Raw genomic sequence first — 17,016 nt, 5'->3', positions numbered from 1 at the left:
ATCGAAACAGGATCAAGGACTAGGAGGAAATACAAATGAAGGACACGCAAGTTTATACCAAACAAATTCCGCTCTCCGCTTCGCGCCCTCTGCCGTACCGCAGCGTCCGCATCGACGATGCGTTCTGGAGCCCCCGCGTCGCCATCGTGACGAAGCAAACGATTCCTTTTCAATACGAGCAATGCGCGGAGACGGGGCGGCTCGACGCCTTCCGTCTGAATTGGAAGCCCGGCATGGACAAGCAGCCCCACTTCTTCTGGGACTCCGACGTCGCCAAGTGGCTGGAAGCCGCCAGCTACAGCTTGGGCTTGGAGGCTGACCCGGAGCTCGACCGCCTCGTCGACGGCGTGATCGACCTGATCGTCTCGGCGCAACAGCCGGACGGTTACTTGAACACCTACTTTACGATCGTAGAGCCGGAGAAACGCTGGCTTGACCTGCGCGACGGCCACGAGCTCTATTGCGCTGGCCATCTGATCGAAGCCGCCGTCGCTCACTATGAAGCGACAGGGAAGCGCAAGCTGCTCGATGCCATGATCCGGTTCGCCGATCATATCGATTCCGTCTTCGGCGACGCGCCAGACAAGAAGCGAGGGTATTGCGGTCATGAAGAGATTGAACTGGCCTTGGTGAAGCTGTACCGTCTGACCGAAGAGGAACGTTTCCTTCAGCTCAGCACGTTCTTCATCAATGAACGCGGGCAAGCGCCGAACTATTTCGCCGTCGAAGCGGCGGAACGCGGTACTCCGAACCTGTTCGACGAGCACAACGCCAAAGTCGACATTCACGACGTGCTGCAGCATATCCAGAGCCATCTCCCGGTGCGCGAGCAGACCGAAGCCGTCGGACATGCCGTGCGGGCCATGTATCTGTATGCCGGCATGGCCGATCTTGCGCTCGAGAACGCGGACGAAAGCCTCGTCGAGGCTGGACTTCGTTTATGGCATAACGTGACCTCGAAGCGCATGTACGTCACTGGCGGCGTCGGCACCTCCGCGCACAACGAAGGCTTTACGCGCGATTATGACCTTCCGAACGAGACGTCTTACTGCGAGACCTGCGCCGCGATCGGCCTGATGCTGTGGAGCCAGCGCATGCTGAGCCTCGACTGCCATTCCCGCTACGGCGACACGATGGAGCGTGCGCTGTACAATGGCATCATCAGCGGCATGTCGCTCGACGGCAAATCGTTCTTCTACGATAATCCGCTCGCGAGTAGCGGAGACAAGCGCCGCAAGGAATGGTTCGGCTGCTCCTGCTGCCCGCCGAACATCGCCCGCCTGCTTGCTTCGCTCGGCGGATACGTGTTCGCGGCCAACGAGCAGGAAGCGATCGTCCATCTCTTCGTGCAAAGCGAAGGCAGCTTTACGTTCGCAGGTAGCGGCGTGACCATTCGTCAGGAGACGAATTATCCGTGGAACGGCGCCGTGAAGCTGACGATCGGCGCTGAAGCGACGGCGGATTTCACCTTGAAGCTGCGCATTCCGAGCTGGTGCAAAGGTGCCCTCCTAAGCGTGAACGGAAACGCGCTGTCCCTGCAGGAGCTGACGATGAACGGCTATGCCGCCATTCGCCGCACATGGACGGACGGCGATACGGTGCTGCTAGAGCTGGATATGCCGGTCGAGCGCGTGTACGCGCATCCCGAAGTACAGGCCAATACCGGCCGAGTAGCGCTCGCCCGCGGTCCGCTCGTATACTGCCTGGAGCAGACTGACCACGAGGCGGACGTCGCAACGATTTCCCTTCCGAGGAACGCCTCGCTTGCACCAAGACACGACGCTTCCCTATTAGGCGGCGTAACCGTTCTGGAAGGCATTGCCGCTGCCGACGACAAGACGGACTGGAGCGACTGCTTGTACCGCAACGAGCCGGTCAACAAGGCTGACGTGTTGATCAAGGCTATCCCCTATTACGCGTGGGACAACCGCGAGGCCGGCGCTATGCGGGTCTGGCTTCCGGAATGAATGCCAGATTGACATCCTAACGAAAGCAACAGTCACATCGAACACAGCCAACTCAGTCGAAACGAACTTCACAACGAACACGCTAAAAATCCCGTTAAGCCTGCCGGCCTAACGGGATTTCTGTTCTTTTATGAGACGATGCTGCTTCAGGTGCCAGATGCCAGATGCCAGGTGTCAGATCTCCGATCTCCGATCTCAGTTATCAATCCTGACGCTTTGTTTGATAAGCGGTTCCATTATCGAATTGTTCCTGCCATTCAGGCGCGGCGATTCCCGGAACCGTTCCTTTCAATAAACGGTCTTCGGTACGGCTCATCCATGCATTCATTTGATTCCGCAGCTTATTCAGTTCGTCCTGAACGCTTTCATCGTGAACCAAGTTTCGGGTTTCCAGCGGATCCGTTTCCAAATTATAGAGTTCCTCCGGCACGTTAGGCTTGTAGTAAGACTCCCTTACGTCCTGACCGGATAAGCTCCGATGGATATCGAGAGGCAAATAAACCGAAGGTCCGTCTTCGAAATTACGGATGTATTTGTACTTCTCGGTACGAATGCCCCGCATCGGATGATACAAATCATGCCATGTGAGCTCCGCGAAGAAATGATCCCTCACCGGTGCGCTTGCATCTTCGACAAGCCGCTCCCAGAAGCTTTCCCCATCGATTCCTTCCGGGGCGGGCGCGCCGGCATAACTCAGCAAGGTAGGCATCAAATCGACGTTGCACAGCAGATCGTCATTGACACGGCCCTCTTCCAGATACGCCGGATGGCGCATGATGAGCGCCGTCTCCAGGCCTGCATCCATCAGCGTCCCCTTGGCCCGCGGAAAGGCGATGCCATGGTCGGTGGTGTAGATCACGAGCGTGTCCTTGTCGAGCCCCGTTTCTTTCAAGGCCGACAGAATGTGCCCGATGCCGGCATCCAACGTTTTGACGGAACCGTGCAGCAACGAGAAATCTTCGCGGACGTTCGGCGTATCCGGCAAATAAGGCGGCGGCGTCAGGCCGTCGGCATCATCCGCGATCGGCTCGTATTCATCAAAGTCGCGATGGGTTTCGAAAAATCCGACCGACGCGAAGAAAGGACGGCTTCCGCCTTCGTTCGCTTTGTTTTGCAAATAGGCAGCGACCTGCACGGCAACATCCGGCGCGCGGTCTCCGGGCACGGGAATGACGTTCTCGTAGCCGAGCTTGTGCGTGGAGGACGTGATGCGGCTATCGGGTTCGCCGATCGTCTCATGGCTGAAGCCGATCAAAGTCGTCTCATACCCGGCTTGGCTAAGCGACACCGGCAGCGTCTTCACGGTCTCGTGCATCGAGAAGCCGAGATGGCTCAGGCCGATCATGCCGTGATTTTGCGGGTAGAGGCCCGAGATGATGCTGCCTCGGCTTGGGCTGCACTGCGGCGCCGGGCAGAAGTAGCGGTCGAACCGGATCCCCTGATTTGCCAGCTCGTCGATGGCCGGCGTTTGGACCGGTTTGCCGTAGCAACCGAGATAGCGGCCCGTATCATGCGAAATCATGAACAATATATTCTTGTTAGCCATCATGTCGTGTCTCCTTTGGATGCGTTTTAGCGTTATTCTTTGACGGCGCCGGAAGTAAGGCCGGAGATGATGCGCCGCTGGAACAGCAGAATCAGCACGATAACCGGGATAGTGACCGTCACGGTCGCCGCCGAGATCTCGCCCCACGGGAACGTGAACTCGCCCTGGAACATCGCGATGCCGACCGGCACCGTCATCATGGATTCCTTGGTGTTGATCGTGAGCGCGAACAGAAACTCGTGCCAGGAATCGACGAAGATAATGATAGCCGTCGTGAATAACCCAGGCGCGACGAGCGGAAGCAATACTCTAGCGAATATAACGAGCACGGAGGCGCCGTCCATTTTCGCGGCCTCTTCCAATTCGAACGGGATCTTCTTGAAAAACGTCGTCATGTACCAGATTGCCAAAGGCAGCGCGTAGGTCGTATACGGAATAACCAGCCCCGCGTACGTGTTGCGCAGTCCGGTCGACTGCAAGAAGAGGAACAATGGCGAGATCGTGGCGATTTGCGGAAACATCGAGACCGCGAGCAAGACCCCAAGGAAAAACGTCTTCCCCCAAAACTCCAGCCTGGCAATGGCGTAGGAGGCGAACGAAGCCACGGAAAGGGATACGACCATCGTCAGCAAGCCGACGACAAAGCTGTTGAGCAGATAACGGCCGAACGGATGGTTCTTGAACACGGAGACGTAGTTGTCGAACGTGTATTTCGGCACGAAGACGTCGAAGGCATGATTGCCGTACAGATAAGCCGGCGCTTTCACGGACGCAAGGAATACCCAGAAGAACGGGAACGCGACGATCAGCACGAAGACGGCGATCGCAACATAAAAAGTCGGGCCAGCTTGCTTGTTCATAACGTTCCTCCTACCTGATGCGCCGGCTTACGACATCGCCGCCAAGCAATTTAATTAAGAGCATGCTGATGATCAGCACGCATCCGAACACAATGATCGAGAGCGCCGAACCCGCACCGAAATTGAGCTCCGCGAACATGGTCTTGTACGCGTAGATCGAGATCGATTCCGTCGAGTTGGCCGGTCCTCCGCCTGTCAGCACGTAAATCAAATCGAACACGCGGAAAGCGTCAAGCGTCCGGAACAGCAGCGCGACGAAGAAGGTGGATTTCAGCATCGGCACCGTGACGTGGACAAACTGCTTCCACCGGTTGGCGCCGTCCACTTGGGCAGCTTCGTACAAGGATGCCGGCGTCGTCTGCAATCCGGCCAGCAGCAGCAGGGCAACGAACGGAGCCGTCTTCCACGTATCCGCGAGCACGACCGAAAACATCGCCCATCCGCGCGTCGACAGCAAAGCACCCATATTAGGAATGAGCCCAACCTCCGTGAAAAGCTTGGCAACGATGCCGTTCTGCCCGTCATAGAGATAATGCCAAATCATGGCCGAGACGGCCGTTGGCGTCGCCCACGGAATCAAGACCGCCGCCCGGACGAGGCCGCGTCCGCGGAACGTACGGTTGATAAGCAGCGCGATCAGCAGTCCGATGGACATCTCCGCCGTTACGGCGGCTGCGGTGAATAGTGCGGTATGTTCGAGCGCGTCCCACAGTCTAGGCTGCGATAATAATCGTTGATAATGGTCCAGTCCGACGAAATTGGGTTCCGTCAACGACTGCTGCAGCGAAGCCGTCAAGCCGAGCGCATTATCGGCGCTGGGCAGCTTGCCTTGATCCTTCAGTTCTTGCAGCGTTTGCCGGATGGTTGCTAACTCCTGCCGCAGATGCGCCGCTGTCGATTTTGCGATATGGATATGCTGCAGGTTTTCAGGCACGGGCCGGAACTCGTCCAAGAATGCATTGACCTGATCGAGCCGTTTTGTCAATTCCGGCTCTTCCCTCAAGTCATGATCGGTCTGTTTCAATTGATCGGCCAGCAATTTCAGCGTCCGCTGATCGTCTCCCTCGGCGGCCGCTGCTTCCTTCGTCAGAAGCGACGATAGAATAGGGAACGCGGTCGCGTATTTCTCGGCGTTGATCCCGTAGGAAACGTTCAGCTCGTTTCGGACCGGATCGTTCAGCCGCAAGTCGTACATGCTGATCCAGAAGGTGCGGAATAACGGCCATACGGCGATAACCGCTATGATGAGCACGGCCGGCAGCACCATCGCATAGGCCGGCCAGGACGTTCGGCGAGCTCTGTTTTTGAATCGCATGAAGCTTCTCCTTTCGTTCGACCCGAAAGCAAACGAAGAGTCAGCTCGGCGACTCTTCGTTTGTCCTGCCGCGGCGGTACGTTATTGCCCGGCGTCTTGGTTGATTTGCTTCTCCAAATTGGCAAGCGCTTGTTCGGGAGTCTGTTCCTTGGCAATCGCCTTGGATACCTCGACTTGGATCAAGCCCGAAATCTTGGCGTATTCAGGCGTGATGGCACGCGGAATGGCGTTCTTCAGTCCGTTCACGAAATCGCGGTTGGCGAAGAGCGGGCTCGCCTTCTGGACTTCGGGATCGTCGAACAGCTTGAGGTCGGTCGGCGTCTGCGTGCTGTTGACGGCGATGATCTTCTCGCCTTCGTCGCTGATCAGGAAGGAGAGGAACTCCCATGCTTCCTTCGGATGCGCGGAATACTTGCTGATCGCGCCGAGCCATCCTCCAAGCGCGGCCGCCGAGCGGGCATCGCCCGCAGGCAGCGGCGCGATGCCGACTTTGCCGACGATCTTGGACTTCGCCGGATCATTGGCTTGGGCATACAACGCCGGCCAGTGACGAGCGAATACCGCGCTGCCGTCCAGAAATGCGTTCAACGTCTCCTTCTCGGTAAACGTGTTGATATTCGAAGGAACCGCGGAAGACGTATAGATGTCGATCAGCTTCTTCAAGCCTTTCAATGCCTCAGGGCTGTTCACCGCCGACTTGCCTTTATCGTCCAGAATGGATCCGCCGTATGCGCCGACGAGCTCCGTGAACGCAACGGTCAGACCTTCGTACTGTTTCCCTTGGGAGACGAATCCGTATTTGGTGCCGCCTTGGCCCTTCAGCTGTTCGGCTTGCTTCAATAGATCATCCCACGTCTTCGGCACTTCTTTGACAAGATCCGTCCGATAATAGAGCAGCCCGGAGTTGTTGTAACGCGGAAGCGCCCATTGCTGTCCATTGAAATTGCCGGCAGCAACGCCGCCCTCCAGATACTGGCTCAGATCGATGCCGTCGTTCGCGATATAACGGTCAAGCGGGAGCAGGAATCCGGCTTGCGCGAATTCGGCCGGCCAGACGACATCGAGGTTGATGACGTCGAGCTCGGAGGATTTTCCGCCCAAGATCGTGACTAACTGATCATGCGTCTGCGTAGAGTCGTTAGGGAAATCTCGTACTTCCACGTCGATTTCGGGGTGCTTCGCTTCGAAGGCCGCAATCAACTTCTTGGTTCCTTCCGTTTGATCGGCGCCTTGCCCAAATACGAGTTTCACCTTGGATGCAGACGAATCGTTGCCGTTAGCCGATGCTCCGTCCGTCTCCGATGACGCGTTTGCCGGTTGGTTCGCCGAGTTATTCGCAGCCGCATTATCGGAGGACTCGTTCGAATTGCCGCAGCCCGCCAGCAGACCTCCGGCCAATGCAGCAATCATGCCAATGCTTAACCAATGTTTATTCATGGATGTTGACTCCTTTATCAATTTTTATGAAAAGCTTTTCAGAATCGGATAAACCATGTACGGCTTCCATTTTGCTCCGTTCGCTTCTACCGTTTACGTGGCGTCGCACACCGAATTCCGGACGACGATGTGATGCGGAACAATCGTCCTCAGCTCCGTAATCGGTTCGTCGTTGATCAAACGCAGCAGCTTCACGATGGATAAATAGCCGATGTCATATAGAGGCTGCGCAACGGTGGTCAGCTTCGGAAAACACATGCCGGCCATCCGGGTATTGTCGAAGCCGACAACGGATACTTGCTCGGGAACGCGAATGCCATGTTCATGCAGATAGGAGATCGCAGCAAGAGCACGCTCGTCGCCGGAAGCGAAAACCGCCGTCATGGCCGGGAATTTGGCATATAGCTTCTTCATCGCTTCATAACTGTGTTCGAAATGGTAGCTCCCATACTCCATGATGCTTTGCGGATCGGCATTCAGTCCGTGATCGCCCAGCGCCCGCAGGAATCCTTTGATTCGGGGACCGCCGGAAATCGGATCGTTCGCCGAGCCGTTGATCATCCCGATCCGAACGTGGCCTCGTCCGATCAGATAGGCGGCCGCATCATACGCAGCCTGTTCTTCGTCTACCTTCACGGAAGCAATCTCGTAGTCCGGGCTGTGCGTTGCCGCAAGAACGACCGGAAAGGCAAACTTCGAGATCAATTCCTGATCGAACGGCGACACCGGTTCGCTTGTCAGGATCAGTCCGTCGATTTGCTTCTCTTCCAGAACCTTCAGAATCGCGTGCTTTCTGTCCGCTTCGTTCGCCGTGTTGCAAATGATCAAGTTGTTGCCCGACTCATGCGCTGCGCCCTCCATGCCGGCAAGAACCTCCGAATAAAATAGATTGGAGATATCGGGGAAAAGGACACCGAGCGTCCGCGTTCTTCCGTGAATGAGTCCCCGTGCCAGCGCATTCGGCGAATAGTTGAGCTGCTTGATCGCCGCGAGCACGTTATCGCGTTTTTCTTTGATGACCATGTCCGGCGCATTGAGTACGCGCGATACGGTGCTGATCGATACATGTGCCAATTTGGCAACGTCTTTTATGGTCGCTTTCATCCAGGTCACCTTTCTTGCAAGAAGTCTGAAAAGCTTTTCAGGATGAAGCGAAACGTTTCACATCCCTCCGGTTTCAGTGGATCAATGCGGTTGTGCCACGTATGAACCGTTCATCTCTTATATCATAGTATTATACTAGGCTTTATATGAATATCAAGTAGGATTTTAGAATTCCGCCAACAACTTCAGTGGGTAAATCGATGAGCGATAGTTCAGATCCACTCTATTCGCAAGCGTACTTAATGATTAACGGAATAAATAAATTATTCCAAACCATATTGACAATAAACGGGTAAATCGATAGAGTAATTTAGTAAATCCAATTATTCTTATATACTTAGGGGGTATAATTGATGGGACAAATAGACAACAATTTTTTGTCAGCCATTGAATCGAACTGGTACAGCTTCGTGACTTCGATTTTCGTATTCTGGATCTTATTTTTACTGGCCCGCAAACGCGTCAGCTTCGGCAAACGGGTGCTGATCGGGCTCGGAATCGGCGTGATCACCGGCATTCTGTTCCAAAATCTCGACTTCGACACGAAGGCGATCTCCACGTTCGGCAGCATTTACGTCAGCTTGATCCGGATGCTCGTCGTTCCGCTCGTATTCATTCTCGTCTTGAACAGCATCTCCTCGCTGACCAACCTGGAGTACCTGCGCAAAATCGGCGTCAAGACGTTCGCCTGGTTCCTCGGAACGACCGGCGTCGGCTCCATCATCGGCCTGCTCGTCGCCTTGATGATGAACCCGGGAAGCGGTATCCAACAAGCGGCTCCTGCGGATTTCCAAGCGCGCGAGATTCCGACCTTCTCCGAAGTCATCTTGGACATGGTTCCGTCCAATCCTATTAATGAGGCAGCCGAAGGCAAAGTGGTTCCGCTGCTCATCTTCGCGATTTTCCTGGCCGTGGCGATCATCAAGATCGGCTCCCGCAATCCGGATGCCGTCAAGCCCGTACGCGATCTGATCGGCTCGATCACGCAAGTGCTGCACCAAGTCGTCAAATTCATCATCCGGCTTACGCCTTACGGCGTCTTCGCCCTGATCGCCGGCGTAACGGCGCATTACGGCTGGGATACGCTGCAAGAGCTCGGCAGGGTCATTATCACGTCGTACGTCGCACTCATCATTCATTTCGTTCTCGTATTCGGCGGTCTGGTCTTGCTCGTCGCCAAAGTAAATCCGATCAAGTTCTTCCGCAAGATCTACCCGACGATCACCGTCGCGTTCACGACGCGAAGCAGTTATGCTACGCTTCCGGTGAATTTGGAGGTCATCACCAAGCGCCTTCACGTGTCGCCGCGGATCGCGAGCTTCGTCGCTCCGCTTGGCGCATCCGTAAACTTCAACGCCTGCGGCGGTATCTGGCCGGCAATCGTAACCGTCTTTACCGCGCATGTCTATAACATCGATCTATCGTTTACGGACTATATCGTGCTTGTGTTCGTCAGCATCATTTCTTCGATCGGCGTTGCCGGCGTACCTGGTCCGGCCGTCATCTCGACCACTGTCGTCCTGACCGCGCTTGGCCTGCCGCTGGAAGGCATCGCGATCGTCGCCGGCGTCGAAGCGTTGATCGACATGGGACGCACGGCCGTCAATGCAACAGGCACGACCGTCACTTCCCTGCTCGTGGCCAACTCCGAAGGCGAGTTCGACCGCGAAGCCTTCAACAACCGGGAAGACGATGAGGAAATTTCGCTTCAGGCAGCGCATTAATCCGTCGCTTCCGAGAATAGAAATCCTATTCTTGAAAACTCATAATCAAAGATCCAAGTTCCTAAATTAAGTTCCAAAACAGCCGAATGAAAGCCCTCCAGCTTCCCGCCAGGGATGCCGGGGGGCTTTCTGCCGTTACAACAAGCCGGAAGGCAAACTAAAGCCGCCGCAGCGTTAGCCGCGGCGTTACAGCCCTCCTGAATTGCGCCTGGATTGCTGACATCTGGCATGCCCTCAACATTTATTGCGCGAGCACGACCGGATCCAGCGCTTCCCTCATCTGAACCTCCGTCATCGCCCCAACCCGCTTGTGCTTGATGTTGCCAAGCGGGTCTACGATGATGGAGACGGGAATCGAGCTGATGCCGTACGATTTGGTCAGCTTCTTCTTCTCGTCGAGCAGGACGCGGAACGGATAGCCGTGCGACTGGATATAATCCAGAGCCGCCTTCCGGTCCTCGCCGACATTCACGGTCAAGACCACGACGTTCTTGTCTTTGTACGCCTCGCTTACCTTCTGCAAGGCAGGCATTTCTTTCTTGCAATATTTGCACCAGCTCGCCCAGAAGTTAAGATACACCGTACGTCCCCTCAGCTCGCGCATGGAAACATGGTTCCCGTCCAAGTCCGTCAACGTAAAATCAAGCGCGCGGGACAACTCCGCCGTGGATGACGCTTCCGCCCCAAGCGTGGAAGCCTCGCTCACGTCGTAATGACTGGTCAGGTATACCGCGCCGGCCAGAACGGCGGCGACGGCGACAGACGCCGCTCCCCACAGTACTCCTTTTCTCTTCATCGCTCCGAAGCTCCTTATAAATTAAACAATCCGCTTTTTTGACTGATGATTTCGAGCCTGTCGGTAAAGACAAGCACGCCCATCACGATCATGACGATGCCGCTCGCGACGGAAATCTTCGGGAGATGCTTCGTCATCTTCTTCAAATAATCCGTTAAGTTCCCCACCAAGAGGGCAGCCAGCAGCAACGGCAGCGCTAATCCCAAGGAGTAGGCCGCGAGGAGCAGAACGCCTTTTCCGATCGTATCCATGCTGCCCGCATAAATCAGAATGGACGAGAGAATGGGACCGACGCAAGGTGTCCACCCGGCCGCAAAAGCCATGCCGAGAAGCAGCGAACCAAGGGCTGTCTTCTCTCTTCGGCCTCCGCCCGTACGAAGCAGCCTTTTCTCCGAATAAAAAGCTTTGATTTTGAAAATCCCCGTGGTATGCAGGCCGAATACGATAATCAACCCGCCGCCGATCTGCTTCACGACCGTCAAATTCGTGGCGAGCAGCTTGCTGACGGAGCTCACGGACACGCCGAGCAACATGAAGACCGCAGAGAAGCCGACGACGAAGAAGCCGGCCTTGATCAACACATGCAGTTTGGCCTGGCTGTTCTGCACTTCGGGAAGCGACACGCCGACCAGATGGCTGAGGTAGACCGGTATGAGCGGCAGAACGCACGGCGATAGAAACGACAGCAAACCAGCCGAGAACGCAAGTAGAATATCCATGCTTATTTCTCCTTGTTGCAGGCGAATTAGGCGCCTTCTACGGAAATGGGCAAAATGGGCAGCCGATTGGATGCCCATTTTGCATAAGTGCTGCTATTATTTCGAAAGCAGGTTGTAAAGCACTTGCGCTACTTCTGCTCTCGTCGACAAGCCTGCAGGGATCAGCTTGCCGCCGTTACCGGTCACGACACCGCCGCTCACAAGGGCTTGGAACGCATCCTTCGCGTAGCCAGGAATTTGGCCAGCATCGGAGAAGTCCTTCAGGTCTGCACCTGCATTGTCCGCAGGCAGCTTGCCAAGCACGTCAAGCGCGCGGTACAGCAGGGTGAACAGGTCTTGACGGGAAATCTCTTTATCCGGGGCATAGACATTATTACCAAGTCCCGTCGTAATGCCAAGACGCTTCGCCGCGCCCAGGTAGTTCGTGTAATACTTATCGCCTGCATCCGAGAAGTTATTCGCTTCCGTCGCATTCGGTTGAATGTCGTAGGCTTTCAGCAGCAGCACGAGAAATTGACCGCGCGTTACATTGGCTGAAGGGCTGTAGTGCGTAGCATCCGTTCCGGAAGCAATGCCGTTCGCCGCGAGGTAATTGACGGCATCGCTGTACCATGCCGTAGCAGGAACATCCGCGAAAACCGAACCCGTTGCAGCCGGTACGACCACGTTTACCGATTGACCAGCCGCATAAGGCACTTGCACCGGGGCGATCAGCGTCGTAACGCCGTCTGTTTTGCTGCTTACCGGACCGTTAAAGCCATTCTTGGCCGCATAACGGACATTGTACGTTCCAGCCGCGAGACCCGTAATCGTCGTTCCCGTAACCGGCTTATATTCCGTTGCGCCTTCAGCTTTGTACTCCAATGCAGCATTCGCACCCGTAATTTGACCCGTATTACCTGCCGTCGGCGCGATGGCCTTCAATCCGGAAGGTACGGATTCCAATCGGGAGAACAAGGTATCGAGCGCTGCCTTGTAGGTCGCGTTCGGCGATACGCCGTTTGCTTTGTAATCCGGTTGGATATTGGTCCACGAGTACATCAGCTCCACATGGCCGAGAATCGGCGCGCTTTTGCCTGCCTCGTCTTTATTGTCTTTGTTGTACACGTACAGGTAAGGAACTTGCAGCTTGTTCGCTACGACGTCTTTGCCGTTTGCATCCTTGTAAGTCACGTTCGTTTTGTCTTTCACGTATTGCGTTTGGATGTTCGTCAGATAAGTGTTGACCAGGTCCACGTACAGGTTGGCATACGGGTGTCCCGTGCCGCGAACCATCAGACGGTCGACTTCATGGGAATCGAACGTAGCCGAGTCCGTCTTCGTCACGTCGACGCCGGCATCCAGACGCGGATCCCACATGTACACTTTGTTGATTTTATATTGGTGCGCATATTGATTGATGAATTTGATTGCCGCTTGCGTATTCGGGCACCAAGATCCGCCGAAGAGGATGACATAGTCGCCTTCGCTGCCGAGCAGCTTGGTCAGCTCGTGATACGTGACATGCTCGAATACGAGCTCGCCGTCCGTGCTGTCGAAGATATCGCGGCCGACAGTCGGGGAATTGAATTTGACGTTCTTGTTGAACGCGGATTCGAAGAAATCGTTGTTCGCGATCGTCTTGTAATCAGCCGCCGGCGCAGCGCCGAACAATTCCTCTACTTGGGTCTTGAAGGCGCCGACTTTGGCTGCATCTTCGGTGCCCCCGTTTTGGAAATCAGCGGCAACGCTGCTGCTCTTGATAAACTTGATGACCGGCTGGCTGTTGCTGCCGTTCTTATGGTCTTTGTTGAAGATAAACAGGAACGTTTGATTCTTCACGTCCGCTGCCGGGCTGACCGCCACCGCTTTGCCGCTGGCGTCCTTCTCCGTCAGATACTTGGCAACGAGATCCGTATACAAATTGGCGAATGGATTCGCGCTGTCCGCCAGATCCAGGCTGACGCCGTCGAGCTTCGTGTCGAAATTGTAGATCGTCTTGATGCCATACGCTTTCGCGACTTGATCGATGTAGCCGATCTCGGCTTGGGTGCTTGGGACGGAAGCGCCGCCGAACAATACGGCATATGTACCCGCGCTTTCGAAAATATGAGCCGCATCCTCATAGGTTACCGTCTTGAACACATGACTGGCATCCTTTAGGTTCGGGTAGACGTCGCTGAAATAATCGAAGTTGCTGACTGTGCTGCTGGAAGCCGGGGCGGCTGCCGCATCGGCGGCGGCGTTCGCGGAAATGACCGGGATGGAAAGGATAAGTGCCAAAAGCAAGGGAACGATTCTTGCAGCTTTAATGAATGTTTTCATAAGGGCTGAATCTCCTGTTCACATTAGTAGTAGGAATGCTGGTATGATGGGCTATCTTCGGACGATCCTTAAGGACAAACTTCCTCTTCGGACGAACTCGAGGACGTCGAAGTGTCGGAAGAAGCCGGGTCCGAGGACGCATCGGAAGACGGCGCGGGCGTAGTTACAGGTGCTTTGTCTTCTTTCACTGCAACGATTGCGCTGTCTTGCTTAGGCGCCTTATCTACAGCAGCCTGATCGGAATTCTTATCGACTGCCGGAGTGGAAGTTTTCGTCGTCTTGGCCGGCTGGCTCTTCACCGACGTTGTCGAAGATTTCGGCTGGGATGCAGCCGACGAAGCAGGCTTGCTTGTTTTCGGTTGTTCGGTTTTCGCCGGAGCTGGAGCCTGTTCATCCGACTTCTTCGTTTCCGTCAAGACGGCCGTCTTAACGTTCGCTTGACCGGAGGCGGACTTCGTTTCTTCTTGTACGGCCGACTCGTTAGCGGGCTGCTGGTCATTCGCCGCAGCTGTCGCCGGTTGATCGTCCGACGCTGCCGGAGCGGCATTGTCTGCGGCTGGTTTGGCGTCCGCTGCGGCCGATTCGGTTGCGGCAGGCGCATCGTTCTGCTGAGCGGCGTCTTGCGTGACTGCCTGTACATTATTGGAGGAAGCCGCCGTATTCGACGCTGCCGGATCGTCCTGCGGTTGTTTGTTGGCATACACCGCTGCGTAGGTCAGAACCAGGAATACGGCGGTTCCGATGAGGAAGGACACTGTGGATTTCGTTAGAAATTTCTTTTTCATGCTGACTTCATCCCCTTGTAGAAAATTAAAATGTGTACTTTCGGATAAAAAAAGAAGACCCAACAAGATACATGACAAAGTCATGCAAGCTCATTGAATCTCTGGCGGTCCAGTAGAATCGATCGTTCCCTATTATCCGTCAACGCTGTCGTTTCGGTTTACATAGTCTTATAATAGTTACCAGCCATTGCCTTGTCAATCCTTTTCCTATAATTTTACTCGGAATTGAATTTTCAGACTTTTCAGCCCGGCAAGGGTCCTCGATTCAGACAAATGGAAAGACAGAACGGGCAGCCGTTGGATACCCGTTCTTCACATGGCAATGCCGGATTAGCCGCAATCTTCGATGCCGCAATCCTCGTCGGCCGACGAATCGGCAGGTGCCGGATTCGGATTGGACGTAGACTGCGATTCCGGCGCGGAAGAAAGCGACGATTGCGAAGGCTCGGACACGACCGGCGTCTGAGGCGCTTTCCCTTCCTTGGCCGCTGCGATCGGTTCCGATTTCTTCTTGGATGCAGTCGGCGTGACGGCAGCAGCGCTGGATGCCGGCTTGGAACTTGTCTTAGCCGGTTTGGAGGACGACGGGCTGGAGGACGACGTCGATGATTTCGATTGAACCGCATTCCCTGCTGCAGGTTTGACAGCCGCTTGCTGCTTGGTTTCCGTTGGTTTCGGCGCTTCTTCCTTGTCGACGGAAGACTGCGTCAACACGGCCGTCTTCACGTTGGCTTGTTTCGCTGATGAGCCGGCATTGACGGACGGCTGCTTCAGCGTTTCTTGTGCAGTCTGCGTGCCCGCCTGCTGCGATTGCGCGTCCGGTTGGGTTGGTTGTTCAGCCGCTTGGTCCGCTGCCGCAGTAGTCCGTGCCGAATCGGATTGTTCCGCGTCTTGCTGCGCGGTTTCCGTGACGGCAGCCGATTCTTTCCCTTCAGGCTGCTCCGTTTCCGCAGCCGCGGCCTTGGTTTGCGGAGCGCCCGCTTGGTCCGTTCCGGCTGCAGTCGCGTTCGGCGCTTCGGCCGGGTCGTTTTTGTTATTTTTGTTCGCGTTGACTGCCGCGAACGTCAAAGCCAAGAAGACCGCGCTCGCGATGAGGAAAGATAATGTCGTTTTGGTCAGCTTCTTCATATGGAATGATAACCCCTCTGCATAAGGTCTAGGTACGATTGTTAGGTGAATTCGTTCAACGAAACGACAGCTGTCCTGAAGCTGCGATTAAAGTCTCGGTAGCCCCCTTATGACTATTTCCGGCAAAAAAAGAAGATCCAACGAGCGCGCTCCGGATCAGGCGCTCATTGAATCTCTGGTTGGTCCAGTAGATAGATCGCTCCAAGTCATCCGATAAACCTGTCGTTTGGATAACTCATCCATATCTTAAATACCTGACATTCTCTTGTCAATAATTCCCCTATCGTTTTTGTCGGAATTCATTCGAAGGCTCTGTTCTCAACATAAGCCTTGGCAGCCCAACCGATTCCCTTCCTGCGCGCCATTCACCCAATAGAGAAGACTTTTCTCAAAAACGTCTCCGTCTCTTCGAACGCCAGATCAAGCGATTCCGTCGTCCCCTCGTACGGGTCGACCGTTCCAAACGTATGGTCGCCGCCCAGCACCGGGACGAATGTCTGCGCAGGCGCGATCTTCTGCAGCTCGCGGTTTAGCTCCAGCAGCCTTTCGTCGTCCCGGTCCCCTTGCAAGACAAGCGCCGGAATCTCGAGCCGTCCGAACGCACGGGACAACTGATAACGCGCTGCATTGCGGTTCAAGTCATCCAAATACGCCTGCTCCTTGACGGACAACGGACGGCTGTTCGACGCGGTTGGGCGGTTCGGGATGCCACCGTTCCAGACGACGGCAGCACGCACTTCCGGATGCTCCGCGGCGAAGAGGACAGCCGTCCCGCCAGCCCGGCTATGTCCGAGAATCGCGAGCCTGCTGCGATCGGCCTCGGTGTCCGACAAAGGCAGCCGTCCCACGAGCAGCGCCGTGACCACGGTCTCCCAATCGAGGAGCTCCCGGGCAAGCGTGCTCGCTTGCGTCTCGGCTTCCTCGCCGCGCACCTTCGCCCCGATTCTGGCGAAATCGAATTTCACCGTATAAAACCCGCGTTCCGCGAACCGATTGGCGATATCCGGCCAGAAACTCCAGTCCTTATGCCCGCGGAAACCATGCCCCGCGATCAGGATCGGTTTGGCCGAGCCGTCCTCGACCGTCCTCACATCGCCCGACAGAAACAATCCGTCCCCCGTGTCGATTCGAAACTTGACCGCTTCGAGCAGATGTTTGCCCATCATCGTCCACTCCTCATTGTCCGGGTTTTTTAAAATCCGTTCATGCAACATCGAAGCCCTTGACCAACCCGCCCCCACGCCTGCAACCGGCGGCTAAACTTTATCCAGAAACAGAAAAAGGGGGACATTCTCCGGGTATGGGAACGTCTCCGCCTGTACGGACGACTT

General features: G+C 55.5%; 13 protein-coding genes. 2 read left to right on the top strand and 11 right to left on the bottom strand.

The window, feature by feature from the left end; translation table 11 throughout:
* Positions 1-35 precede the first annotated feature (35 nt).
* A complete protein-coding gene (locus AC0YNU_RS17410) occupies positions 36-1,967 on the top strand; it encodes a glycoside hydrolase family 127 protein (protein ID WP_475758769.1) in 1,932 nt (643 codons plus the stop codon).
* A gap of 202 nt (positions 1,968-2,169) precedes the next feature.
* Here the strand turns inward: AC0YNU_RS17410 and AC0YNU_RS17405 are convergent, their stop codons facing one another.
* The 5 genes from AC0YNU_RS17405 to AC0YNU_RS17385 all read right to left on the bottom strand — a co-directional run bounded on the left by AC0YNU_RS17405 (position 2,170) and on the right by AC0YNU_RS17385 (position 8,229).
* Positions 2,170-3,516: a sulfatase family protein gene (locus AC0YNU_RS17405; RefSeq protein WP_475758767.1), complete on the bottom strand. Its 1,347-nt coding sequence runs from the start codon at positions 3,514-3,516 to the stop codon at positions 2,170-2,172.
* Positions 3,517-3,545: 29 nt separating this feature from the next.
* Positions 3,546-4,373, bottom strand: coding sequence for a carbohydrate ABC transporter permease (locus tag AC0YNU_RS17400; RefSeq protein ID WP_475758765.1), 828 nt, complete (start codon positions 4,371-4,373; stop codon positions 3,546-3,548).
* A gap of 10 nt (positions 4,374-4,383) precedes the next feature.
* Complete coding sequence (locus AC0YNU_RS17395; protein ID WP_475758763.1) at positions 4,384-5,688, bottom strand: carbohydrate ABC transporter permease; 1,305 nt, start codon at positions 5,686-5,688, stop codon at positions 4,384-4,386.
* Positions 5,689-5,769: 81 nt separating this feature from the next.
* Positions 5,770-7,125: an ABC transporter substrate-binding protein gene (locus AC0YNU_RS17390; RefSeq protein ID WP_475758761.1), complete on the bottom strand. Its 1,356-nt coding sequence runs from the start codon at positions 7,123-7,125 to the stop codon at positions 5,770-5,772.
* A 93-nt stretch (positions 7,126-7,218) separates the two neighbouring features.
* Positions 7,219-8,229 carry a LacI family DNA-binding transcriptional regulator gene (locus AC0YNU_RS17385; protein WP_475758759.1) on the bottom strand — a complete coding sequence of 337 codons (1,011 nt, stop codon included), beginning with the start codon at positions 8,227-8,229 and terminating at the stop codon, positions 7,219-7,221.
* Positions 8,230-8,582: 353 nt separating this feature from the next.
* Here AC0YNU_RS17385 and AC0YNU_RS17380 point away from each other — a divergent pair, with 353 nt between their 5' ends.
* The gene (locus AC0YNU_RS17380) at positions 8,583-9,953 is read left to right on the top strand and encodes a dicarboxylate/amino acid:cation symporter (protein WP_475758756.1); all 1,371 of its coding nucleotides are present in this window, start codon (positions 8,583-8,585) and stop codon (positions 9,951-9,953) included.
* 241 nt (positions 9,954-10,194) lie between these two features.
* On the opposite strand, the gene AC0YNU_RS17375 is transcribed toward AC0YNU_RS17380, so the two are convergent.
* From AC0YNU_RS17375 to AC0YNU_RS17350, 6 genes are all read right to left on the bottom strand, one after another.
* Entirely contained in the window at positions 10,195-10,749 is a 555-nt protein-coding gene (locus AC0YNU_RS17375) for a TlpA family protein disulfide reductase (RefSeq protein ID WP_475758754.1), read from the bottom strand.
* 14 nt (positions 10,750-10,763) lie between these two features.
* A complete protein-coding gene (locus AC0YNU_RS17370) occupies positions 10,764-11,468 on the bottom strand; it encodes a cytochrome c biogenesis CcdA family protein (protein WP_475758752.1) in 705 nt (234 codons plus the stop codon).
* A 96-nt stretch (positions 11,469-11,564) separates the two neighbouring features.
* Complete coding sequence (locus AC0YNU_RS17365; RefSeq protein ID WP_475758750.1) at positions 11,565-13,772, bottom strand: S-layer homology domain-containing protein; 2,208 nt, start codon at positions 13,770-13,772, stop codon at positions 11,565-11,567.
* A gap of 68 nt (positions 13,773-13,840) precedes the next feature.
* On the bottom strand, positions 13,841-14,557 hold the full coding sequence (locus AC0YNU_RS17360) for a hypothetical protein (RefSeq protein WP_475758748.1): 717 nt from the start codon (positions 14,555-14,557) through the stop codon (positions 13,841-13,843).
* 330 nt (positions 14,558-14,887) lie between these two features.
* Positions 14,888-15,685, bottom strand: coding sequence for a prolipoprotein diacylglyceryl transferase (locus AC0YNU_RS17355; protein WP_475758746.1), 798 nt, complete (start codon positions 15,683-15,685; stop codon positions 14,888-14,890).
* Between the two features lie 365 nt (positions 15,686-16,050).
* Positions 16,051-16,851: an alpha/beta hydrolase family protein gene (locus tag AC0YNU_RS17350; RefSeq protein WP_475758744.1), complete on the bottom strand. Its 801-nt coding sequence runs from the start codon at positions 16,849-16,851 to the stop codon at positions 16,051-16,053.
* Between the last annotated feature and the right edge of the window lie 165 nt (positions 16,852-17,016).

Source organism: Paenibacillus sp. J31P316 (assembly GCF_056269105.1).
Note: the sequence above shows the minus strand (reverse complement) of the source record. Positions and strands in the feature narration are given on the sequence as shown.

Excerpts from the sequence above, each read along its gene's own strand:
- AC0YNU_RS17350 (WP_475758744.1), bottom strand. The coding sequence starts at position 16,851 with ATGATGGGCAAACATCTGCTCGAAGCGGTCAAGTTTCGAATCGACACG.
- AC0YNU_RS17355 (WP_475758746.1), bottom strand. The coding sequence starts at position 15,685 with ATGAAGAAGCTGACCAAAACGACATTATCTTTCCTCATCGCGAGCGCG.
- AC0YNU_RS17405 (WP_475758767.1), bottom strand. The coding sequence starts at position 3,516 with ATGATGGCTAACAAGAATATATTGTTCATGATTTCGCATGATACGGGC.
- AC0YNU_RS17360 (WP_475758748.1), bottom strand. The coding sequence starts at position 14,557 with ATGAAAAAGAAATTTCTAACGAAATCCACAGTGTCCTTCCTCATCGGA.
- AC0YNU_RS17370 (WP_475758752.1), bottom strand. The coding sequence starts at position 11,468 with ATGGATATTCTACTTGCGTTCTCGGCTGGTTTGCTGTCGTTTCTATCG.
- AC0YNU_RS17390 (WP_475758761.1), bottom strand. The coding sequence starts at position 7,125 with ATGAATAAACATTGGTTAAGCATTGGCATGATTGCTGCATTGGCCGGA.
- AC0YNU_RS17395 (WP_475758763.1), bottom strand. The coding sequence starts at position 5,688 with ATGCGATTCAAAAACAGAGCTCGCCGAACGTCCTGGCCGGCCTATGCG.
- AC0YNU_RS17385 (WP_475758759.1), bottom strand. The coding sequence starts at position 8,229 with ATGAAAGCGACCATAAAAGACGTTGCCAAATTGGCACATGTATCGATC.
- AC0YNU_RS17400 (WP_475758765.1), bottom strand. The coding sequence starts at position 4,373 with ATGAACAAGCAAGCTGGCCCGACTTTTTATGTTGCGATCGCCGTCTTC.
- AC0YNU_RS17410 (WP_475758769.1), top strand. The coding sequence starts at position 36 with ATGAAGGACACGCAAGTTTATACCAAACAAATTCCGCTCTCCGCTTCG.
- AC0YNU_RS17375 (WP_475758754.1), bottom strand. The coding sequence starts at position 10,749 with ATGAAGAGAAAAGGAGTACTGTGGGGAGCGGCGTCTGTCGCCGTCGCC.
- AC0YNU_RS17380 (WP_475758756.1), top strand. The coding sequence starts at position 8,583 with ATGGGACAAATAGACAACAATTTTTTGTCAGCCATTGAATCGAACTGG.
- AC0YNU_RS17365 (WP_475758750.1), bottom strand. The coding sequence starts at position 13,772 with ATGAAAACATTCATTAAAGCTGCAAGAATCGTTCCCTTGCTTTTGGCA.